16 protein-coding genes are annotated in these 15,534 nt (G+C 71.4%); 7 read left to right on the forward strand and 9 right to left on the reverse strand.

Annotated elements, in window-relative coordinates; translation table 11 throughout:
• The first annotated feature begins 85 nt into the window (after positions 1–85).
• On the forward strand, positions 86–1,099 hold the full coding sequence (locus HD596_RS09445; RefSeq protein WP_185068896.1) for a LacI family DNA-binding transcriptional regulator: 1,014 nt from the start codon (positions 86–88) through the stop codon (positions 1,097–1,099).
• A gap of 28 nt (positions 1,100–1,127) precedes the next feature.
• Here HD596_RS09445 and HD596_RS09450 read toward each other — a convergent pair whose 3' ends face one another.
• Complete coding sequence (locus HD596_RS09450) at positions 1,128–2,066, reverse strand: beta-ketoacyl-ACP synthase III (protein ID WP_185068897.1); 939 nt, start codon at positions 2,064–2,066, stop codon at positions 1,128–1,130.
• A gap of 45 nt (positions 2,067–2,111) precedes the next feature.
• Here HD596_RS09450 and HD596_RS09455 point away from each other — a divergent pair, with 45 nt between their 5' ends.
• Positions 2,112–2,711, forward strand: coding sequence for a TetR/AcrR family transcriptional regulator (locus tag HD596_RS09455; protein ID WP_185068898.1), 600 nt, complete (start codon positions 2,112–2,114; stop codon positions 2,709–2,711).
• A 131-nt stretch (positions 2,712–2,842) separates the two neighbouring features.
• Here HD596_RS09455 and HD596_RS09460 read toward each other — a convergent pair whose 3' ends face one another.
• The 5 genes from HD596_RS09460 to HD596_RS09480 all read right to left on the reverse strand — a co-directional run bounded on the left by HD596_RS09460 (position 2,843) and on the right by HD596_RS09480 (position 5,745).
• Entirely contained in the window at positions 2,843–3,058 is a 216-nt protein-coding gene (locus HD596_RS09460; RefSeq protein WP_185068899.1) for a hypothetical protein, read from the reverse strand.
• 37 nt (positions 3,059–3,095) lie between these two features.
• Positions 3,096–3,446 carry a nuclear transport factor 2 family protein gene (locus HD596_RS09465; RefSeq protein WP_185068900.1) on the reverse strand — a complete coding sequence of 117 codons (351 nt, stop codon included), beginning with the start codon at positions 3,444–3,446 and terminating at the stop codon, positions 3,096–3,098.
• A 318-nt stretch (positions 3,447–3,764) separates the two neighbouring features.
• The gene (locus tag HD596_RS09470; protein ID WP_185068901.1) at positions 3,765–4,778 is read right to left on the reverse strand and encodes a LacI family DNA-binding transcriptional regulator; all 1,014 of its coding nucleotides are present in this window, start codon (positions 4,776–4,778) and stop codon (positions 3,765–3,767) included.
• Positions 4,779–4,846: 68 nt separating this feature from the next.
• Positions 4,847–5,116: a sulfurtransferase TusA family protein gene (locus tag HD596_RS09475; RefSeq protein WP_185068902.1), complete on the reverse strand. Its 270-nt coding sequence runs from the start codon at positions 5,114–5,116 to the stop codon at positions 4,847–4,849.
• 35 nt (positions 5,117–5,151) lie between these two features.
• A complete protein-coding gene (locus HD596_RS09480) occupies positions 5,152–5,745 on the reverse strand; it encodes a TetR/AcrR family transcriptional regulator (protein ID WP_221519255.1) in 594 nt (197 codons plus the stop codon).
• A 65-nt stretch (positions 5,746–5,810) separates the two neighbouring features.
• Between HD596_RS09480 and HD596_RS09485 the strand changes: the two genes are divergently transcribed.
• Positions 5,811–7,073, forward strand: coding sequence for an FAD-dependent oxidoreductase (locus HD596_RS09485; protein ID WP_221519256.1), 1,263 nt, complete (start codon positions 5,811–5,813; stop codon positions 7,071–7,073).
• 140 nt (positions 7,074–7,213) lie between these two features.
• Here HD596_RS09485 and HD596_RS09490 read toward each other — a convergent pair whose 3' ends face one another.
• Positions 7,214–8,059 (reverse strand): LysR family transcriptional regulator, encoded by an 846-nt coding sequence (locus HD596_RS09490; RefSeq protein WP_313043408.1) that lies wholly within the window; start codon positions 8,057–8,059, stop codon positions 7,214–7,216.
• A 139-nt stretch (positions 8,060–8,198) separates the two neighbouring features.
• On the opposite strand from HD596_RS09490, the gene HD596_RS09495 reads away from it, so the two are divergent.
• The 4 genes from HD596_RS09495 (at position 8,199) to HD596_RS09510 (ending at position 13,256) form a co-directional block, all read left to right on the forward strand.
• A complete protein-coding gene (locus HD596_RS09495; protein ID WP_185068905.1) occupies positions 8,199–8,858 on the forward strand; it encodes a dihydrofolate reductase family protein in 660 nt (219 codons plus the stop codon).
• The gene (locus HD596_RS09500) at positions 8,855–9,430 is read left to right on the forward strand and encodes an NADPH-dependent FMN reductase (protein WP_185068906.1); all 576 of its coding nucleotides are present in this window, start codon (positions 8,855–8,857) and stop codon (positions 9,428–9,430) included. The genes HD596_RS09495 and HD596_RS09500 overlap by 4 nt, the downstream gene beginning before the upstream one ends.
• Positions 9,420–10,004 carry a cysteine dioxygenase family protein gene (locus tag HD596_RS09505; protein WP_221519258.1) on the forward strand — a complete coding sequence of 195 codons (585 nt, stop codon included), beginning with the start codon at positions 9,420–9,422 and terminating at the stop codon, positions 10,002–10,004. Before HD596_RS09500 ends, HD596_RS09505 begins: the two co-directional genes overlap by 11 nt.
• 315 nt (positions 10,005–10,319) lie before the next feature.
• Positions 10,320–13,256, forward strand: a complete 2,937-nt coding sequence (locus HD596_RS09510) for an AfsR/SARP family transcriptional regulator (protein WP_185068907.1) — start codon at positions 10,320–10,322, stop codon at positions 13,254–13,256.
• On the opposite strand, the gene HD596_RS09515 is transcribed toward HD596_RS09510, so the two are convergent.
• Both HD596_RS09515 and HD596_RS09520 read right to left on the reverse strand, forming a co-directional pair.
• On the reverse strand, positions 13,178–14,494 hold the full coding sequence (locus tag HD596_RS09515; protein ID WP_185068908.1) for an FAD-dependent monooxygenase: 1,317 nt from the start codon (positions 14,492–14,494) through the stop codon (positions 13,178–13,180). The two genes, HD596_RS09510 and HD596_RS09515, sit on opposite strands and share 79 nt — an antisense overlap.
• A 57-nt stretch (positions 14,495–14,551) precedes the next feature.
• Positions 14,552–15,490, reverse strand: coding sequence for a phosphotransferase enzyme family protein (locus HD596_RS09520; protein ID WP_313043414.1), 939 nt, complete (start codon positions 15,488–15,490; stop codon positions 14,552–14,554).
• Positions 15,491–15,534: the final 44 nt, after the last annotated feature.

Consider the following 15,534-nt stretch of genomic DNA (forward strand, 5'->3'; position numbering starts at 1 on the left):
TCGGAAACGTAGAAGAAACAAGAGTCCATGTCAATGGGTGCTAGGGTTCTATGCAGTTCACAGGTGACGAAAAGGGTTTCGAAACATGGCGAGTAAGCGGGCGACCATCTCCGATGTGGCCTCGCTGGCGGGGGTCTCGATCGCCACGGCGTCCAAAGCGCTCAACGGGCGCCAGGACGTGCGGGCCGCGACGCGCGAGCGGGTGCTGGCCGCCGCGGCGGAGCTCTCCTTCCAGCCGAACGCCCTGGCCAGGGGGCTGATCTCGGGACAGACGCGCACGGTCGGCCTGCTGACCTCCGACAGCGTCGGCCGGTTCGGCATCCCGGTGCTCCTCGGGGCGGAGGACGCGTTCGGGGCCGGCGAGATGGCCGTGCTGCTCTGCGACGCGCGCGGCGACGCGATCAGGGAGCAGCACCACGTACGGGCGCTGCTGTCGCGCCGGGTGGACGGGCTGATCGTGGTGGGCGAGAGCACGAGCCCGCGGCCGTCGGTGAGCAAGGACCTGCCGGTGCCGGTCGTGTACGCCTACGGCCCCTCGGAGGACCCGTCGGACGTGTCGTTCGTGCCGGACGACGTCGGCGCGGCCGCCATGGCCGTCAACCACCTGCTGGCGATGGGTCGGCGCCGGATCGCGCACATCACGGGGCCCACGCACTACAAGGCGTCACGCGACCGCGAGGAGGGCCTGCGCCAGGCGCTCGCCGAGGCGGGGCTGCCGCAGGCGGGGCAGACGCTGTCGGGCCCCTGGTCGCAGCGGTGGGGGCGGCACGCGGCCGAGATGCTGCTGATGGCCGAGCCGGAGGTCGACGCGGTGTTCTGCGGCAGCGACCAGATCGCGGCCGGCTTCGTGGAGACGGCCAGGGAACGCGGGCGGCGGGTGCCGGAGGACATCGCGGTGGTCGGCTACGACAACTGGGAGGTGCTGTCCACGGAGACCCGGCCCGCCCTGACCACCGTGGACATGAACCTGGAGCAGCTGGGGCGCACCGCGGCCCAGCACCTGTTCGCCGCCATCGACGGGAAGGCGACGCCCGGGGTGCACAAGATGCCCTGCCAGCTCGTGATCCGCGACTCCACCTCCCCGCCGGGCCTGTCCTGACTCAGGGGCAGCTCTTGAGGCGGGCCCGTCAGGGGCATCGGACGATCATGCCCGCGTACGACAGGTTCCCTCCGAACCCGAACAGCAGCATCGGCGCCCCGCGCCGGACCTCGCCCCGCTCCAGCAGCTTGGACAGCGCCAGCGGCACGCTCGCGGCCGAGGTGTTCCCCGACTCCACCACGTCGCGCGCCACGATCGCGTTGACCGCGCCGAGCTTGGCCGCGACGGGCTCGATGATGCGCAGGTTCGCCTGGTGGAAGACGACCGCCGCCAGGTCCTCCGGGCGTACGCCGCCGCGCTCGCACGCCTTCCTGGCGATGTCGGGGAGCTGGGTGGTGGCCCAGCGGTAGACGGTCTGGCCGTCCTGGGAGAAGCGGGTCGGGGTGCCCTCGATGCGTACGGCGCTGCCCAGCTCCGGCGCGGAGCCCCACACCACGGGGCCGATCTCCGCCTCCGGAGCCGCGCTGATCACGGCCGCCCCCGCGCCGTCGCCGGTCAGCACGCACGTGGTCCGGTCGGTCCAGTCGGTGACGGCCGTCATCTTGTCCGCCCCCACGACCAGGGCGTTCGTGGCCGCGCCCGCGCGGATGGCGTGGTCGGCCACGGCCAGGGCGTGGGTGAAGCCGGAGCACGACACGCCGACGTCCACCAGGGCCGCGCCGGGCACGCCGAGCCGGGCGGCGACGCGGGAGGCGATGTTCGGGGCGCGCTCCGTCTGGGTGCAGGTGGCGACCAGGAGGAGGTCGATTTCGGCGGCGTCCAGGCCGCTCGCCGCCAGGGCCTTGGCGGCGGCGTGCCGGGCCAGGTCGGTCACGGTCTCGTCGGGTTCGGCCACGTGCCGGGTACGGATGCCGACGCGCTTGGTTATCCACTCGTCGTTGGTGTCCACCATGGCCGCCAGCTCATCATTTGTCAGGATTTTTGCTGGTTGATAGTGACCTGTGGCGACAAGTCGTGATCCGTTCATGGGCGGACTATAGCAACCGAACGTTCGGACGCTAAAGTAGCGGACGTGAGCCCGCGCAAGTCCGTCGCCGAAGCCCTCAGCACCCGTGCGGCCATCCTGGAGCGCTCGGTCGCCATCGCCTCTTCCGAGGGGCTCGAAGGGCTGACCATCGGCCGCCTCGCCGCCGAGCTGGGCATGAGCAAGTCAGGCGTGCTCGGGCACTTCGGCTCCAAGGAGGCGCTGCAGCTTGCCGTCCTCGACCGGGCCGGAGAGATCTTCCGTACCGAGGTCTGGGAGCCCGCCCGGCCCGCCGCGCCCGGCCTGACCCGGCTGCGGGTGCTGTGCGAGGCGTGGATCTCGTACCTGGAGCGGGGGGTCTTCCCCGGCGGGTGCTTCTTCGTGGCCGCGGCCCACGAGTTCGACGGCCGGCCCGGGCCCGTGCGGGACGCGGTGGCGGCCAGGTTCGACGCCTGGCGCGGACGGCTGCGCAAGGAGGCCGGGCGCGCGGTGGACGCGGGCGAGCTGCCCGCGGGGACGGACCCGGATCAGCTCGCGTTCGAGCTGCTCGGCGCGGTCATGGCCCTGAACCACGCCCTCCAGCTCCACCACGACCCAATGGCCCCCTCCCAAGCCCGCCACGCCATCCGGACCCGCCTCACCACCTGACCCGGCTCTCGGCCCCGGCCGCCCCTCCCCCTTGACGCGCTCGCCCTGCTTGTCGTCGTGCTCCCACCGATCCCAGGGCGCGCGAAAGCTCGGGCGCGGCGGATGCGGCGCCCGAGCCCGGGTTGCAGGCGTCAGCTGCCGGTCGACAGCTGTTCGAAGAGGGCCAGGGCCGCCTCCCGGACCTCCTCCGGGGAGACCCCGTCCAGCGTCTTCCTGGCATCTGTGATGTCGCGAGTGGTGGCGAGCGTGATGGCCACGGACGAGGCTGCGGCGTGGTCGATCGATCCCGTCGGGGCGGCGTCCGCCAGTTCCTGGGCGCTCGCGGCGAGGTCGAGGTTGTCTCTCAACGGATCTCCTCGGATGAAGACGGCTCGGCCCATTGCATCATTTGGAATCATGCCGCATCCACCATTCGGTGAATTCACGACATCGACCATCGGGCACAAACCTGATCACCCATAGATTACTGTACGTTTTGTCGGGATATGTCGTGACCCCCTGGATAACGCTGACGTCGTCGGCCACGCTCACCGGATGCCACTCGAACTCGGCCTCACCAGGCTTGTCCTGCCGCCCGAGCCACTGCGAGACGATGTCGTCCCGCCCCTGCCACGGAGAGCTGTACGGCTCGGTGTAGTAGACGGCGTCCTCGGTGAACAACGCGGCGATGTCGTCGGGATCGTTGGAGTTCCAGGCACGTACGTATCCCTCGATCCATGGGCCCGGCTCGACCATTGTTACCCCCTCAGCGGGTCATATCGCCCGCCTACCCGCCCGACCAGCCGTTAAGCCCCGATCGCCGCCGCCACGCCCGGTCACGTTCTCGTCTCTTTTAGGTATAGGGGTACTCAGGCGCTCTCCTGCGAACTCCGTCATGGTGGAGCCGGGGGGAAGCAGAAGACGGCTCCGGACGTGCCGCGGAGGAGGGGACGGCACGTGCCGCGGGTGGGGAAGCGGCGGTCTGCCAGCCGCCCGCCCCACCCGCGGCACGCGCCGGGGCCGCCGCCACACCGGGCGAGAGAGCCGCCGCTGCACAGCGCGAGCAGGGCCCCGCTACACCGAGTGAGCGGGGCCGGTGCTGCCGCGCGGCGTGAGCACGGCCGCCCGGTCCTCGTAAGGGGGCACGCTCTCGCCCGCGATCAGCGCGAGCAGCCGCTGGGCGGCGTGCGCCCCGTACGCGGGGATGTCGCGGGTGAGCGCGGTCAGCGGCGGCCGGACGACCTGCGACAGCGGCGAGTCGTCCCAGGCCACGATGGACAGGTCGCGCGGCACCTCGACCCGCATCTCCTGGGCCACGGACATGCCCGCCACGGCCATGATGTCGTTGTCGTAGATGATCGCCGTGGGCCGGTTGGGCGAGCTGAGCAGCCGCCTGGTGGCCCTGGCGCCCTCCTCGCCGGTGTAGTCGGTGTGCACGGTAACGTGCTCGGCCACGCCCTCGCACGCCTGCTCGAACGCCTGGTCGCGGACGGTCGTGTGGACCAGCTCCGGCAGCCCCGCCACCCGCGCGACGCGGCGGTGGCCCAGCGCGACGAGGTAGCCGACGGTCTCGCGCACGGCCTCGCCGTCATCTGACCAGACCGCCGACAGCGAGCCCGACTCGGTGGGATGCCCGATGACCACGACCGGCATCCCCAGCCGCTCCAGCTCGACCACCCTGGAGTCCGAATAGTGCAGGTCCACCAGGAACACGCCGTCGATGCGGCTCTCGCCCCACCAGCGCCGGTAGACCTCGCTCTCCTGCTCATGGCCCGTGACGACCTGGAGCAGCAGCGCATACGAGCGGTCGGCGAGCACGCCCTCGATGCCGCTGATCAGCTCCATGAAGAACGGCTCGACGCCCAGGATGCGGGCGGGGCGGCAGAGCGCGAGGCCCACGCAGTTGGCCCGGGCGCCGTTGAGCGCCCGCGCCGCGCTGTTGGGCCGCCAGCCGATCTCCTCGGCGATGGCGACGATCCTGGCCCGCGTCGCATCGGATACGCCCGGTTGCCCGTTGAGCGCGTAGGAGACCGCCACTTTGGACACTCCCGCCCGGCTGGCGATGTCGGCGATCGTGGGTCGCTTCACGGGCTCCCTCTCTGAACCGGATAACCCTCATACTCTAGGCCACCCCATTCGGTAAGGGAATTAACCGCTTAAGCCACGTGCCAGGGTCTGGCGTCGTCGGTCTCCTTGGCGGCCCCGGCCACGCGCAGCGCGTACGTCGGCGGCTCGGCCCCCGGCACCGGCCCCAGGTACGTGTGCCCGGTCAGATGGCACCAGGCAGGCAGGTCGACGGGCGCGGCGGGGTCGGTGGCGATGAGGTGGATCACCGCTCCGGGACCGGCCTGGCGCACGTGACCGCGGAGTTCGATGAGCAGTTGCACGCAGAGCTTGCCACTGCCGTCCACCACGAGATCAGGCACATCTACCAGGAAACCACCGTCTGAGCCCCGGACGGTCACGAACCCCGCAGGTGGCCCAGGAGCTTGTCGACCTCCCGCGCATAATGCTCGGCGAACTCCGGCGACGCCGGATCCCGCCCCCAGACCGCCTGGACGAGCTGCGGGAACGCGATGCCGGCCGCCGCCATCGAGAACAGCGCCACCAGCACCGCCGCCGGGTCGAGGTCCGCGGGGAACTCCCCGTCCCGCTGGCGCTCGCGCAGGAGCTCCAGATCCCGGCGTACGTCCTCGACGAACGCCGGGTCGGGCGGCCCGTCGTCGGTGAGGCTCCGCCAGAGCATCAGCCGGCCGTAGTCGCGGCGGGCGGCGTTGGCGCGCACGTAATCGGCGGCGAGCGCGCCGAGCGAGGCCGACCGGTCGGCGAACCCGCTCTCCTCGGCCTGCCAGCGGGCGGTCAGGGCCTGGTAGAGGCCCTCCTTTCCGCCGAAATAGTAGGAGATCAGCTGCTTGTTCACCCCGGCCCTGGTGGCGATCTCGCCGACCCGCGCCCCCGCGAACCCCTTCGCCGCGAACTCCTCCAGCGCCGCCTGCAGGATGCGGGCCTTCGTGCGCTCGGGGTCGCGCTGCTTCTCCTCGGGTGCTCGTCTCACGATAGGCACTCTATCATCCATCCGGATGGTTGACAGAATCATCCGTATGGATGATAGTCGGGGTCATGACACGGAACATCGCGATCATCGGCGGCGGCGTCGGCGGGCTCTGCCTGGCCCAGGGGCTGCGCAAGGCAGGGCTCGACGTGACCGTCTACGAGCGGGACCGGACCCCGGCCGACCGGCTGCAGGGCTACCGCGTCCACATCGACCCGAACGGCGCCCGCGCCCTGCACGACTGCCTGCCCGCGCACCTCTGGCAGGCGTTCCTCGACACGACCGGGCACGGCGGGCAGGACTTCGGGTTCGTCACCGAGCAGCTGAAGCGGCTCGCGGTGATCGAGGCGCCCAGGGCGGCCGACCCGGCCGACGACCACCACTCGGCCAGCCGCATCACGCTCAGGCAGGTGCTGCTGTCGGGGCTCGACGACGTCGTACGGTTCGGGAAGACGTACGAGAGGTACGAGCGGCTCCCCGACGGGCGGGTCGAGCTGTTCTTCGCGGACGGCACGAGCGCGAGCGCGGACATCGTGGTCGCCGCCGACGGCGGGAACTCGCGGGTGCGCAAGCAGTACCTGCCGCACGCCGAGCGGGTGGACACGGGGATCACCACGGTGGCCGGCAAGCTCCCGATCACCGCCGAGACCCGGAAGCTCGTGGCGCCGCGGCTGATCGACGGGCCGAACAACGTCATCCCGCCCAGCGGCATGGGGTTCTTCACCGCGCCGCACGACCTGGGCGACGGGGTGGCGTCCGGCGAGTTCGGGGTGACGGAGCAGGAGGGGGCGCTGATGGACAACTCCAGCAGCTACATCCTGTGGGCGTTCGGCGCGCCCCGCTCCCGCTTTCCCGCCAACATTTCCGAAATGACGGGCGAGCAGCTCAAGGCCACCGTGGCCCGGAAGATCGAATCGTGGCACCCCGACCTGCGTACCGTGGTCGGCCGGTCCGACCCCGACACGGTCTCGCTGCTGCCGATCCGTACCTCCATCCCCATCGACCCCTGGCCCGCCACGAACATCACCCTGCTCGGCGATGCCATCCACAGCATGACGCCGATGCGCGGCATCGGCGCGAACACCGCGCTACGCGACGCGCGCCTGCTCTGCGCGGCCCTGACGGGCTCTCTCACCGGCGGGGGCGACCCTGTTGACGCCATCGCGGGCTACGAGGCCCGGATGCGCGAGTACGGCTTCGCCGCCGTCCGCGACTCGCTGCGGGCGGCCGAGCAGTTCGTCGGCGGCAGCAGGGTGAGCAGGACGGGGTTCAAGACCTTCCTCCGGCTGGTCCAGCGCTTTCCCGCGCTGAAGGCCAGGGTGTTCTCCTGATCCGGCCTGTTGCGCGGGAGGTGCCGGGCGAAGGGTGTGGAGGCATGCCAGGCGTCGACGCGGTGGACGGCCTGGTGCCAAGATCGGCATCGGTCCATTCCTCGCTCGCGTTGGCGGTGCCCGCTCACCGGACCGGCTCTCTACCGGGCGGCGTCCTGGAGGGCCTGGATCAGCGCGAGGGTGGCGGGTGGGTCGGGTGGATCGCCGTAGGTGACGGCGTAGAGCCGGCGGGTGAAGCCGGTGATCTCGGTGGTGTGGACGTCGGGCCGGCGGTGGGCTTGTAGCGCGAGTCCGGGCAGGGTGGTGACGCCTTTGCCGACGGCGACGAGGGCTTGCACGACGACCATGTCGTCGCTGAGTGATGCGATGCGTGGAGTGAAGCCCTTTTGCCGGCACAGGTTGATCAGCTCGTTCTGGCACCGTTCGCAGCCGCCGATCCATGCGGAGTGGCGATGGTTCGCGATGTTGTCGTCGGGTCGCCGGCTCACGAGGTAGACCGGGTCGTCGCCGATGTGGACCAGGCGGAATCCCTCGTCCTCCTCCTCGGCCGGAGCGCCGGCGTACCGGAAGATGAGGGCGACGTCGATCTCGCCCTGCCGCAACATCTGGAGCGCTTCGACCGGATGGCGGTCGATCAGGATCAGCTCAAGCCCCGGATGCGCCTGGTCCAAGGAGGCGGCCGCCTTCGGCACGATCGTGCTCAGCGGCGACGCGTTGGCGGCCAGCCGAACCCGTCCCGTCCGCAAACCGACCTGCGCCGCCAGCTCGTTGGTCGCCGCGTCGACCCGTCCCACGATCTCGGTGGCGCGGCCGGCCAGCAGTTGTCCTTCCGGGGTCAGCCGGATCCCGCGACCCACCCGCTGGACGAGCTTGACACCCGTGGCCGCTTCGAGGCGGGACAGGTAATGACTCACCGACGGCTGCGAGTAGTGCAGCTCTCTCGCCGCTTCAGTCACGGACCCGTGTCGCGCCACGGCGGCCAGCACCTTGAGATGGACCAGGTTCAGCACATATTCAGAATATCCATATGAAGTCCGAAGTATTGGCATTAGACGTCATCTGTTGATCCGGCCATGCTCTCTGGTGAGGCGCCGGACAGCGGCGCCGAGCCGATACGGAGGAACGATGAGCAAGCTCAGGTGTCACATCTCGATCTCGCTGGACGGTTTCGTCGCCGGCCCGAACCAGAGCGAGGAGAACCCGCTCGGCGAGGGTGGCGACCGGCTCCACGACTGGGTGGTTCCGCTGGCCGCCTTCCGCCGAGCCCATGGCGGTCAGGGCGGCGAGGTGAACGAGAGCACACCCGTCTTCGAGGAGGCGATCGCCAACCTTGGCGCCGGCGTGATGGGCAGGAACATGTTCGGCCCCATCGGCGGTGGCGCCTGGGGCGACGGGCAGTGGAAGGGCTGGTGGGGTGAGAACCCGGCCTTCCACTACCCCGTGTTCGTCCTCACCCATCACTCGCGTGAGCCGGTGGAGATGGAGGGAGGGACCACGTACCACTTCGTCACCGACGGAATCGAGTCCGCGCTCGATCAGGCGAAGAAGGCCGCCGGTGGCAAGGACGTCATGCTGTGGGGCGGCGGCCAGGTCGTTCAGCAGTACCTGGCGGCAGGACTGCTGGACGAGCTCGAACTGCACGTCGTTCCGGTGTTGCTCGGTGGCGGTTCTCGCCTCCTCGACAACCTCGGGGGCGCGAACGTACGGCTTGAGCAGATCCGGGCCGTCGAGGCGCCCGGCGTCACCCACCTCAAGTACCGGGTCCTGCCGGGTGCTTCATCATGATCGACGTAGCGATCATCATGGGCAGCACCCGCCCCGGACGCAACGGTGAGGCGGTCGCCGGCTGGGTCCATGATCTTGCGGTCAAGCGCGGCGACGCCAGGTTCGAGGTGGTGGACCTGGCCGACTTCCCGCTTCCACCCCTGGACGAGCCGATGCCGGCGATCACGGGCCGGTACACCCGGTCGCACACCCGCACGTGGGCAGCCAAGATCGCCTCGTTCGACGCCTACGTGTTCGTGACACCCGAGTACAACCACTCGGCACCCGGCCCGCTGAAGAACGCGATCGACTTTCTGTACGCGGAGTGGACCAACAAGGCGGTCGGGTTCGTCGGCTACGGAAGCGTCGGCGGCGTCCGTGCCATCGAGCACCTGCGGCTGGTGATGAGCTGCCTTCAGGTCGCCCACGTCAGCGCGCAGGTGGAGCTGTCGCTGTTCACCGATTTCGAGGACTTCACGGTCTTCCGCCCGGCCGGACGCCACGAGGACACTCTCACCACCCTGCTGGACCAGGTCCTCGCCTGGAGCGCCGCGCTGAAGCCACTGCGGACAGGAGAGCGCTGTGAAGCCTGATCGCCTGCGGACGTTCATCGACGACGTAGGACTCGTGGTGAGCAGCACCGACGACGAGCACGAGATCACGGCGCGGGTCGCCGAGCTGCTGTCGGCTCTCCTGGCCGGCGGTTACCGGCTGCCGGTAGAGGCCACGCGAGCATCGTCCGCGCGTCACGTGACGTATCCGCTCTACATCGCTCCCGACGACAGCTGGTCGATGGCGTCGGTGGTCTGGGACGTGGGCCAGCGGACCGGCGTACATTCGCACGAGACGTGGGGGGTCGCCGGCATCTACGCGGGAGTCGAACACGAGTTCCGCTACCTCAAGCCGACGGCGTCCACCGCGGGCACGCCGCTGACCCCGGCCGGCGAAACGCGGTGGGCGCCGGGGCAGGTGACCGTCTGCTGCACCACCGACGACGATGTCCATGCCGTCGCTGCCGTCGGCAGCGAACCCACTGTCGGGATCCACGTCTACGGTGGCAACATCGGCACGATCAAACGCCGGTCGTACGACCTCGCCACCGGCGAAACCCAGTGGTTCGTCTCCGGCTGGAACAACCCCGAGGACGTGCCCCGGGACGCGCGGTAACCAGGACCACGGCCGCGTCACCGCCGGCCACCTCGCGGTGCTGCGAGCCGTCCCGGGGCTGCGGGTCACGCTGTTCGACGGGTGCGCGCTGGCCGGCTCGCGGCCGTCGCTGGAGAGCGCCCTGAACCTCGACCGACGGACGCCCCGTTCCCTCAGGCCCTCCGTTCAGGACGCGGGGGCGCGACTCGGAGCGGGCGGCGATAGCCGGCCACTCCACCTCTTCCCCTTCAAGGACCCCAGCCGAAGTGCGGATGGGATGGGCCTGCGATAGGAGCCTGTCGGGTGCGTACTGTGGAGTCCGGGCGGGGAGGGCGGATGCGGGTCGGGATTCTGGGGCCGCTTCAGGTGGCGGGGTGCGCGGTCGGCGGTGCCCGGGTGCGGGCGCTGCTCGTACGGCTGGCGCTCGACCCCGGACGCGTCGTGACCACGGACCGGCTGATCGACGACCTGTGGCCGGGTGAGGCGCCGGCGCATCCGATGGCGGCGCTGCAGTCGCTGGTGTCCAGGGCGCGCAGGGAGGCGCCGGGCGTGATCTCGTCCCATCCCGCTGGATATGTGCTGGATGTGCCGCCGGGTGAGGTGGACGCGTGGGCGTTCGAGCGGCTCGTACGGGCCGGTGAGGTGCACCGGGCACTGGCGTTGTGGCGGGGGCCGGTGCTGGCCGACGCGGCCGATCTGCCCTTCGCCACGGCCCCCGCGGCCCGCCTGGAGGAGCTGCGCCTGACCGCCCTGACCACGAGGATCGCCGCCGACCTGACCACGACGATCACCACCGACCCCACCACCGACCCCGCTGCCGCCCCGAGCGCCACCACTACCGACGACCCCGCCGCCGACCCCGCCGGCTCGGCCGATCCCGCTGACCGGGGGGCTGGGCTGGTGGCGGAGTTGGAGGGGTTGATTGCCGCGTATCCCTTACGGGAGCCGTTCCACGCCCTGCTCATGCGCGCCCTCGTCACCCAGGGCCGGCGGGCCGAAGCGCTCGCGCTCTTCGAGCGGATCAAGGCGGCCCTGGCCGAGGAGCTGGGCGTGGACCCGGGACCCGAGCTGCGCGAAGCCCACCTGGAAGCGCTGCGGGACGCCGAGCCGAAGAGCAACCTGCCCGCCCGCCTCACGAGCTTCGTGGGCCGCTCCGAGGACATGTCCCGGCTGAAGGGCCAGCTCGGCAGGGCCAGGCTGGTCACCCTCGTCGGGCCGGGCGGCGCGGGGAAGACGCGGCTGGCCGTGGAGGTGGCCGCGGGCCTGCACGTGCCGGACGGCGTGTGGCTGGTCGAGCTCGCCACCGCCACCGGCGTACGGGCCGCCCTGGAGGGCACGCTCAGGACCACCGACCCGGTCAGGGCCCTGCGCGGCACCGCGCCGCTGATCGTGCTGGACAACTGCGAGCACGTGATCGACGAGGCCGCCACGACGGCCCGTACGCTGCTGTCCGAGGTGGCGGGCCTCCGGATCCTCGCCACCAGCAGGGAACCGCTCGACATCCCCGGCGAGACCCTGCACCACGTGCTGCCGCTGCCCGAGGGGAAGGCGGCCGAGCTGTTCGCGGAGCGGGCCGCCGCCGCCCGGCCCGACCTGCGGGTGGAGCCGGAGGAAGCCGCGCGGATCTGCCGCGAGCTGGACGGCATCCCGCTGGCCATCGAGCTGGCCGCCGCGCGCCTGCGTACGATGCCGCTGTCCGTCCTGGTGCGGCAGCTCGGCGACCGGCTGGCCTTCCGCGGCGGCCGTACCTCCGAGCCGCGCCACCGCACCATGCGCGCGGTCATCGACTGGAGCTGGAACCTGCTCTCCGACCGCGAGCGCGAGCTGCTCCGGGGCCTGACGGTGTTCTCGGGCGGCGCCACGTACGAGGCGATCTCCCAGGTCTGCGGCGGCGACCTCGACCTGCTCTCCTCGCTGGTGGACAAGTCGCTCATCGCGGTCTCCGGCGACCGCTACACGATGCTGGAGACCATCAGGCAGTACGCCGCCGCCGACCTCCCCGAGCTGCGACAGGCCCACGCCCGCTACTACACGGAGCTGGCCGAGACCGCCGACCCGCACCTGCGGACCGGCGAGCAGCTCAAGTGGCTGGCCGTGCTGGACGCCGAGCAGGGCAACCTGGACGCGGCACTGCGCCACTCCGACGACCCGCTCAGGCTGATCCTGCCGCGGTTCTGGCCGTGGATCATGCGCGGCAGGCATCGCGAGATCAGCGAGCAGGCCGCGTCGGTGCTGCGCAGGGTGGGCGATGTGCCGCCGCCGGGGCGGGAGCTGGCGCACGGGATCTGCCGGGTGCTGGCGGGGTTCGCGCCGACCGAGGCGGTGCTCGGCTCCGACCACCCCGCCGCCCTGAACTCGTGGGCGCTGGCCGGGGTCGGCACGCCCGCCGACGTGGTGAGCATCACCGAGCGGCAGGCGGCGCGGCTGCGCGACCACCCCGACCTGTGGATCAGGTCGGCGGCGCTGCTGGGCGCGGGCATCGTGCGGTTCGAGTACGGGGCGGTGGCCGGGGCCGAGCACCTGCTGGGGCCGGCGGTCGACGGGTTCAGGACCGTCGGGGACCGGTGGGGGCAGTGGGCGGGGCTCTTCTGGCTGTCGCTCGTCGCGGAGAACCGCGGGGACTTCGCCACGGCGGTCGCCCTGGCCGAGGAGCCGGAGCGGCTGGCCACCGAGCTGTCCGGGCTCGACACGGCGCTCGGGCCGATGACGTTCCTGATCCGGGTCGGCCAGCTCAAGGGGCGCGCGGGCGATCACGCCGGAGCGGCCCGCGCGCTCGAACGGGCGTGGGAGTCGGCCGTGCGGTCCGAGGACCGGGCGATGCTCGCCAGGGTCATGCACGCCAGGGCCGAGCTGGCCAGGCGCACCGGCGACCCGGACCAGGCGGCCCGGCTGCTGGAGGCGGCGCTGGCGCTCGACGTCGAGGTGTCAGCCCAGCTCAGGGCGTACATGAATGTCGAGCTCGCCCGGGTTCGCGAGCCCCGCGAGCCGCTGCGCCGGGCCCTGGAGCTGATGGCCACGTGCTCCGACAGGACCGCGCGGGCGACCGTGCTGGAAGGGGTGGCCGAGCACCTGGAGCCGGAGGCGGCCGCCGAGCTGCTCGGCGCGGCGCGGGCGCTGCGCGGGATCGACGAGTCCGCCGATCCCCACGTCAACGAGCTGGCCGCCAGGTGCCGGGCCGCGCTGGGCGAGCACGGCTACCGCTCGGCGTCGGCCAGGGGCGCGGCGATGCCGAACCCGGAGAGGTACGCGCTGAGGCCGCTCTCGTCCCCGTGATAGCCGATGTAGCCGTCGGGGCGGACGAGGATGACGCCCTCCTGGCCGTCGAGCGGCGGGAGCACGGTGAACGGGTACTTGGTCTCCGTGTCGGCCAGCAGCAGGAAGCCGGTGCCGCGCTGCTCGGCGAAGAGCGCGCCGAGCCGTTCGCCGCCGCGCTCGCCGACGGACAGCGGGCTGCCGAGGTAGGCCAGGCCGAGCTGGTTGGTGTCGTCGCCGCGCTTGTTGGCCTGCTCCCGGTACAGGCGGGTGCTGAGGCCCAGCACGTGCGCGGCCACGGCCATCCGCTCGTCCTCGTACGTGTCCAGCAGCGCCTCGGTGCCGATGGCCAGCTTCCAGCCCAGGTTGTAGGCGTCCTGCACGCCGGTGTTGAGCCCCTGGCCGCCCGCCGGCGTGTGCACGTGGGCCGCGTCGCCGGCCAGGAACACCCGGCCGACCCGGAACCGGTCGGCCATGCGGATGTTGACGCGGTACTCCGACCGCCAGAGGATCTCCTCGATGCGCACGTGCGGCGCGTGCTCGGCGACGAGCGCGATCAGGTCGTCGTCACCGGTGTACGGGGCGACGAGCTGGAAGATGTCGGTGTTCGGCAGCGGGCAGATCGTGAAGTAGATCTTCTGCTCGGCCGGCGAGCCCCACACGTGCCAGTGCTCGCGGTCCAGGTCGCCGGTCCTGATGTCGGCCAGCAGCATGCGCTCGTCCTCGAACGTGTCGCCGACGAAGCCGACGCCGAGCTGCTTGCGTACGACGCTGCGACCGCCGTCCGCGCCCACCAGGTACGCGCAGCGGATCCGCTCGCCGCTGCCCAGGGTGACGGTCACGCCGTCCGCGTCCTGCTCGAAGCCGGTCACCTCCGCCCCGAACTCGACCTCGTGCCCCAGCTCGGCCAGCCGGTCGCGCAGGATCTGCTCGGTCCGCCACTGCGGCTGCATGATCAGGTTGGGGTACGGCACGTCGGCGGACGGCTCCCGGAGCTCGTCCATCCGGCCCTCCCAGATCACCTGGTCGCCCTGGTAGCTGCGCAGGCTCGGGTACTCGCGGCCGGTGGCGAGGATCTCGTCGACCACACCGAGGTCGTCGAAGACCTCCAGCGTGCGCGGCTGCAGGCCCTTGCCGCGCACGCCCGTGGGTGGCTCCGGCGACTTCTCGACGATGCGGAGGTCGACGCCTCTGCGGGCCAGCTCGATGGCCAGGGTCAGTCCGGTCGGCCCGGAGCCGACGATCAGCACGTGTGTCATGCCAAGGACGATGCCTGGGGTCGCTGCCAGATCTCTGTCAGCCGCTGCCAGACCCGTTCAGGGACGCAATCGGTGGAACAGCGCCACGCGGTCGCGGTGGTATTCGAGGTCGTCCGCGTCGTGCCGCACCCCCGCGCGCACGGCCTTGTGGAAGTAGGCGTACTCCCTGCGGAGCTTGTGCCTGATGAGCTGGGCCAGCGCCTCCTCGTCCAGCTCTCCGGCGGTGCCCCCGGCCTCGTGGTACGCCTCCACGAACTCCCGGCTCGGCCCCAGCTCGTCGTCCCCCCATTCGAGCGCGGCGGCGGCCAGCTCCACCTCCGGGGCGCCGACGAAGGCCTCGTCCCAGTCGAGCACCGCCACGATGCCGCCGTCCCTGGCCAGGGTGTTGCCGGTGTAGTAGTCGCCGTGGAGGGGGTGGCGCAGCGGGTGGCGGGCGTGGAACTCCGCCAGCCAGCGGTCGAGGGCGGGGTCGTCCAGTTCGAGGGCGTCCTGGGGCAGGCCGCCGTAGAGGCCGGACTCCTGGAAGGCGGGCACCGGACGCGGCGGCGGGCGGAACGTGGCCAGCGACTCGTGCAGCCTGGCCAGCAGGCGGGCGCCCGCCGCGCGCTGGGCGGGCACGTCGGAGTCCGGCCAGCTCCCCTCGACGTACGGCCAGCAGGAGATCGGGCGGCCCGCCACCATGACGACCGTCGCCCCGTCGGGGGCCGGCACGGGTGCGACGGCCTCCGGGAGCGTGCCGGCGGCGTGGCGGGCGATCGCGTGGCACCATTCGGACTCGGCGACAGTCCGACCCACAGGTCCGACGCGGATAGCATGGCCGTCAAGCCGGTACGCGGCGGACTCCTCGCCACCGTGCAGCCGTTCTCCGTTCCCCGTGATGCCCCAGGTCAGGGCCACGACTGCACGGATTTCGGACGTAAGCGGGATATCGGCGTAGACCACTTCGGAAAGCCTATGCTTCCGGATCCGTCCCCGATGCGCAAAGGTTAGGGTCACCTACCTCGCACTCGTAAGGAGACCCGTGGCCAGTCCCGGCAAGC

The organism is Nonomuraea jabiensis (assembly GCF_014204795.1).
GTDB classification, from domain to species: domain Bacteria; phylum Actinomycetota; class Actinomycetes; order Streptosporangiales; family Streptosporangiaceae; genus Nonomuraea; species Nonomuraea jabiensis.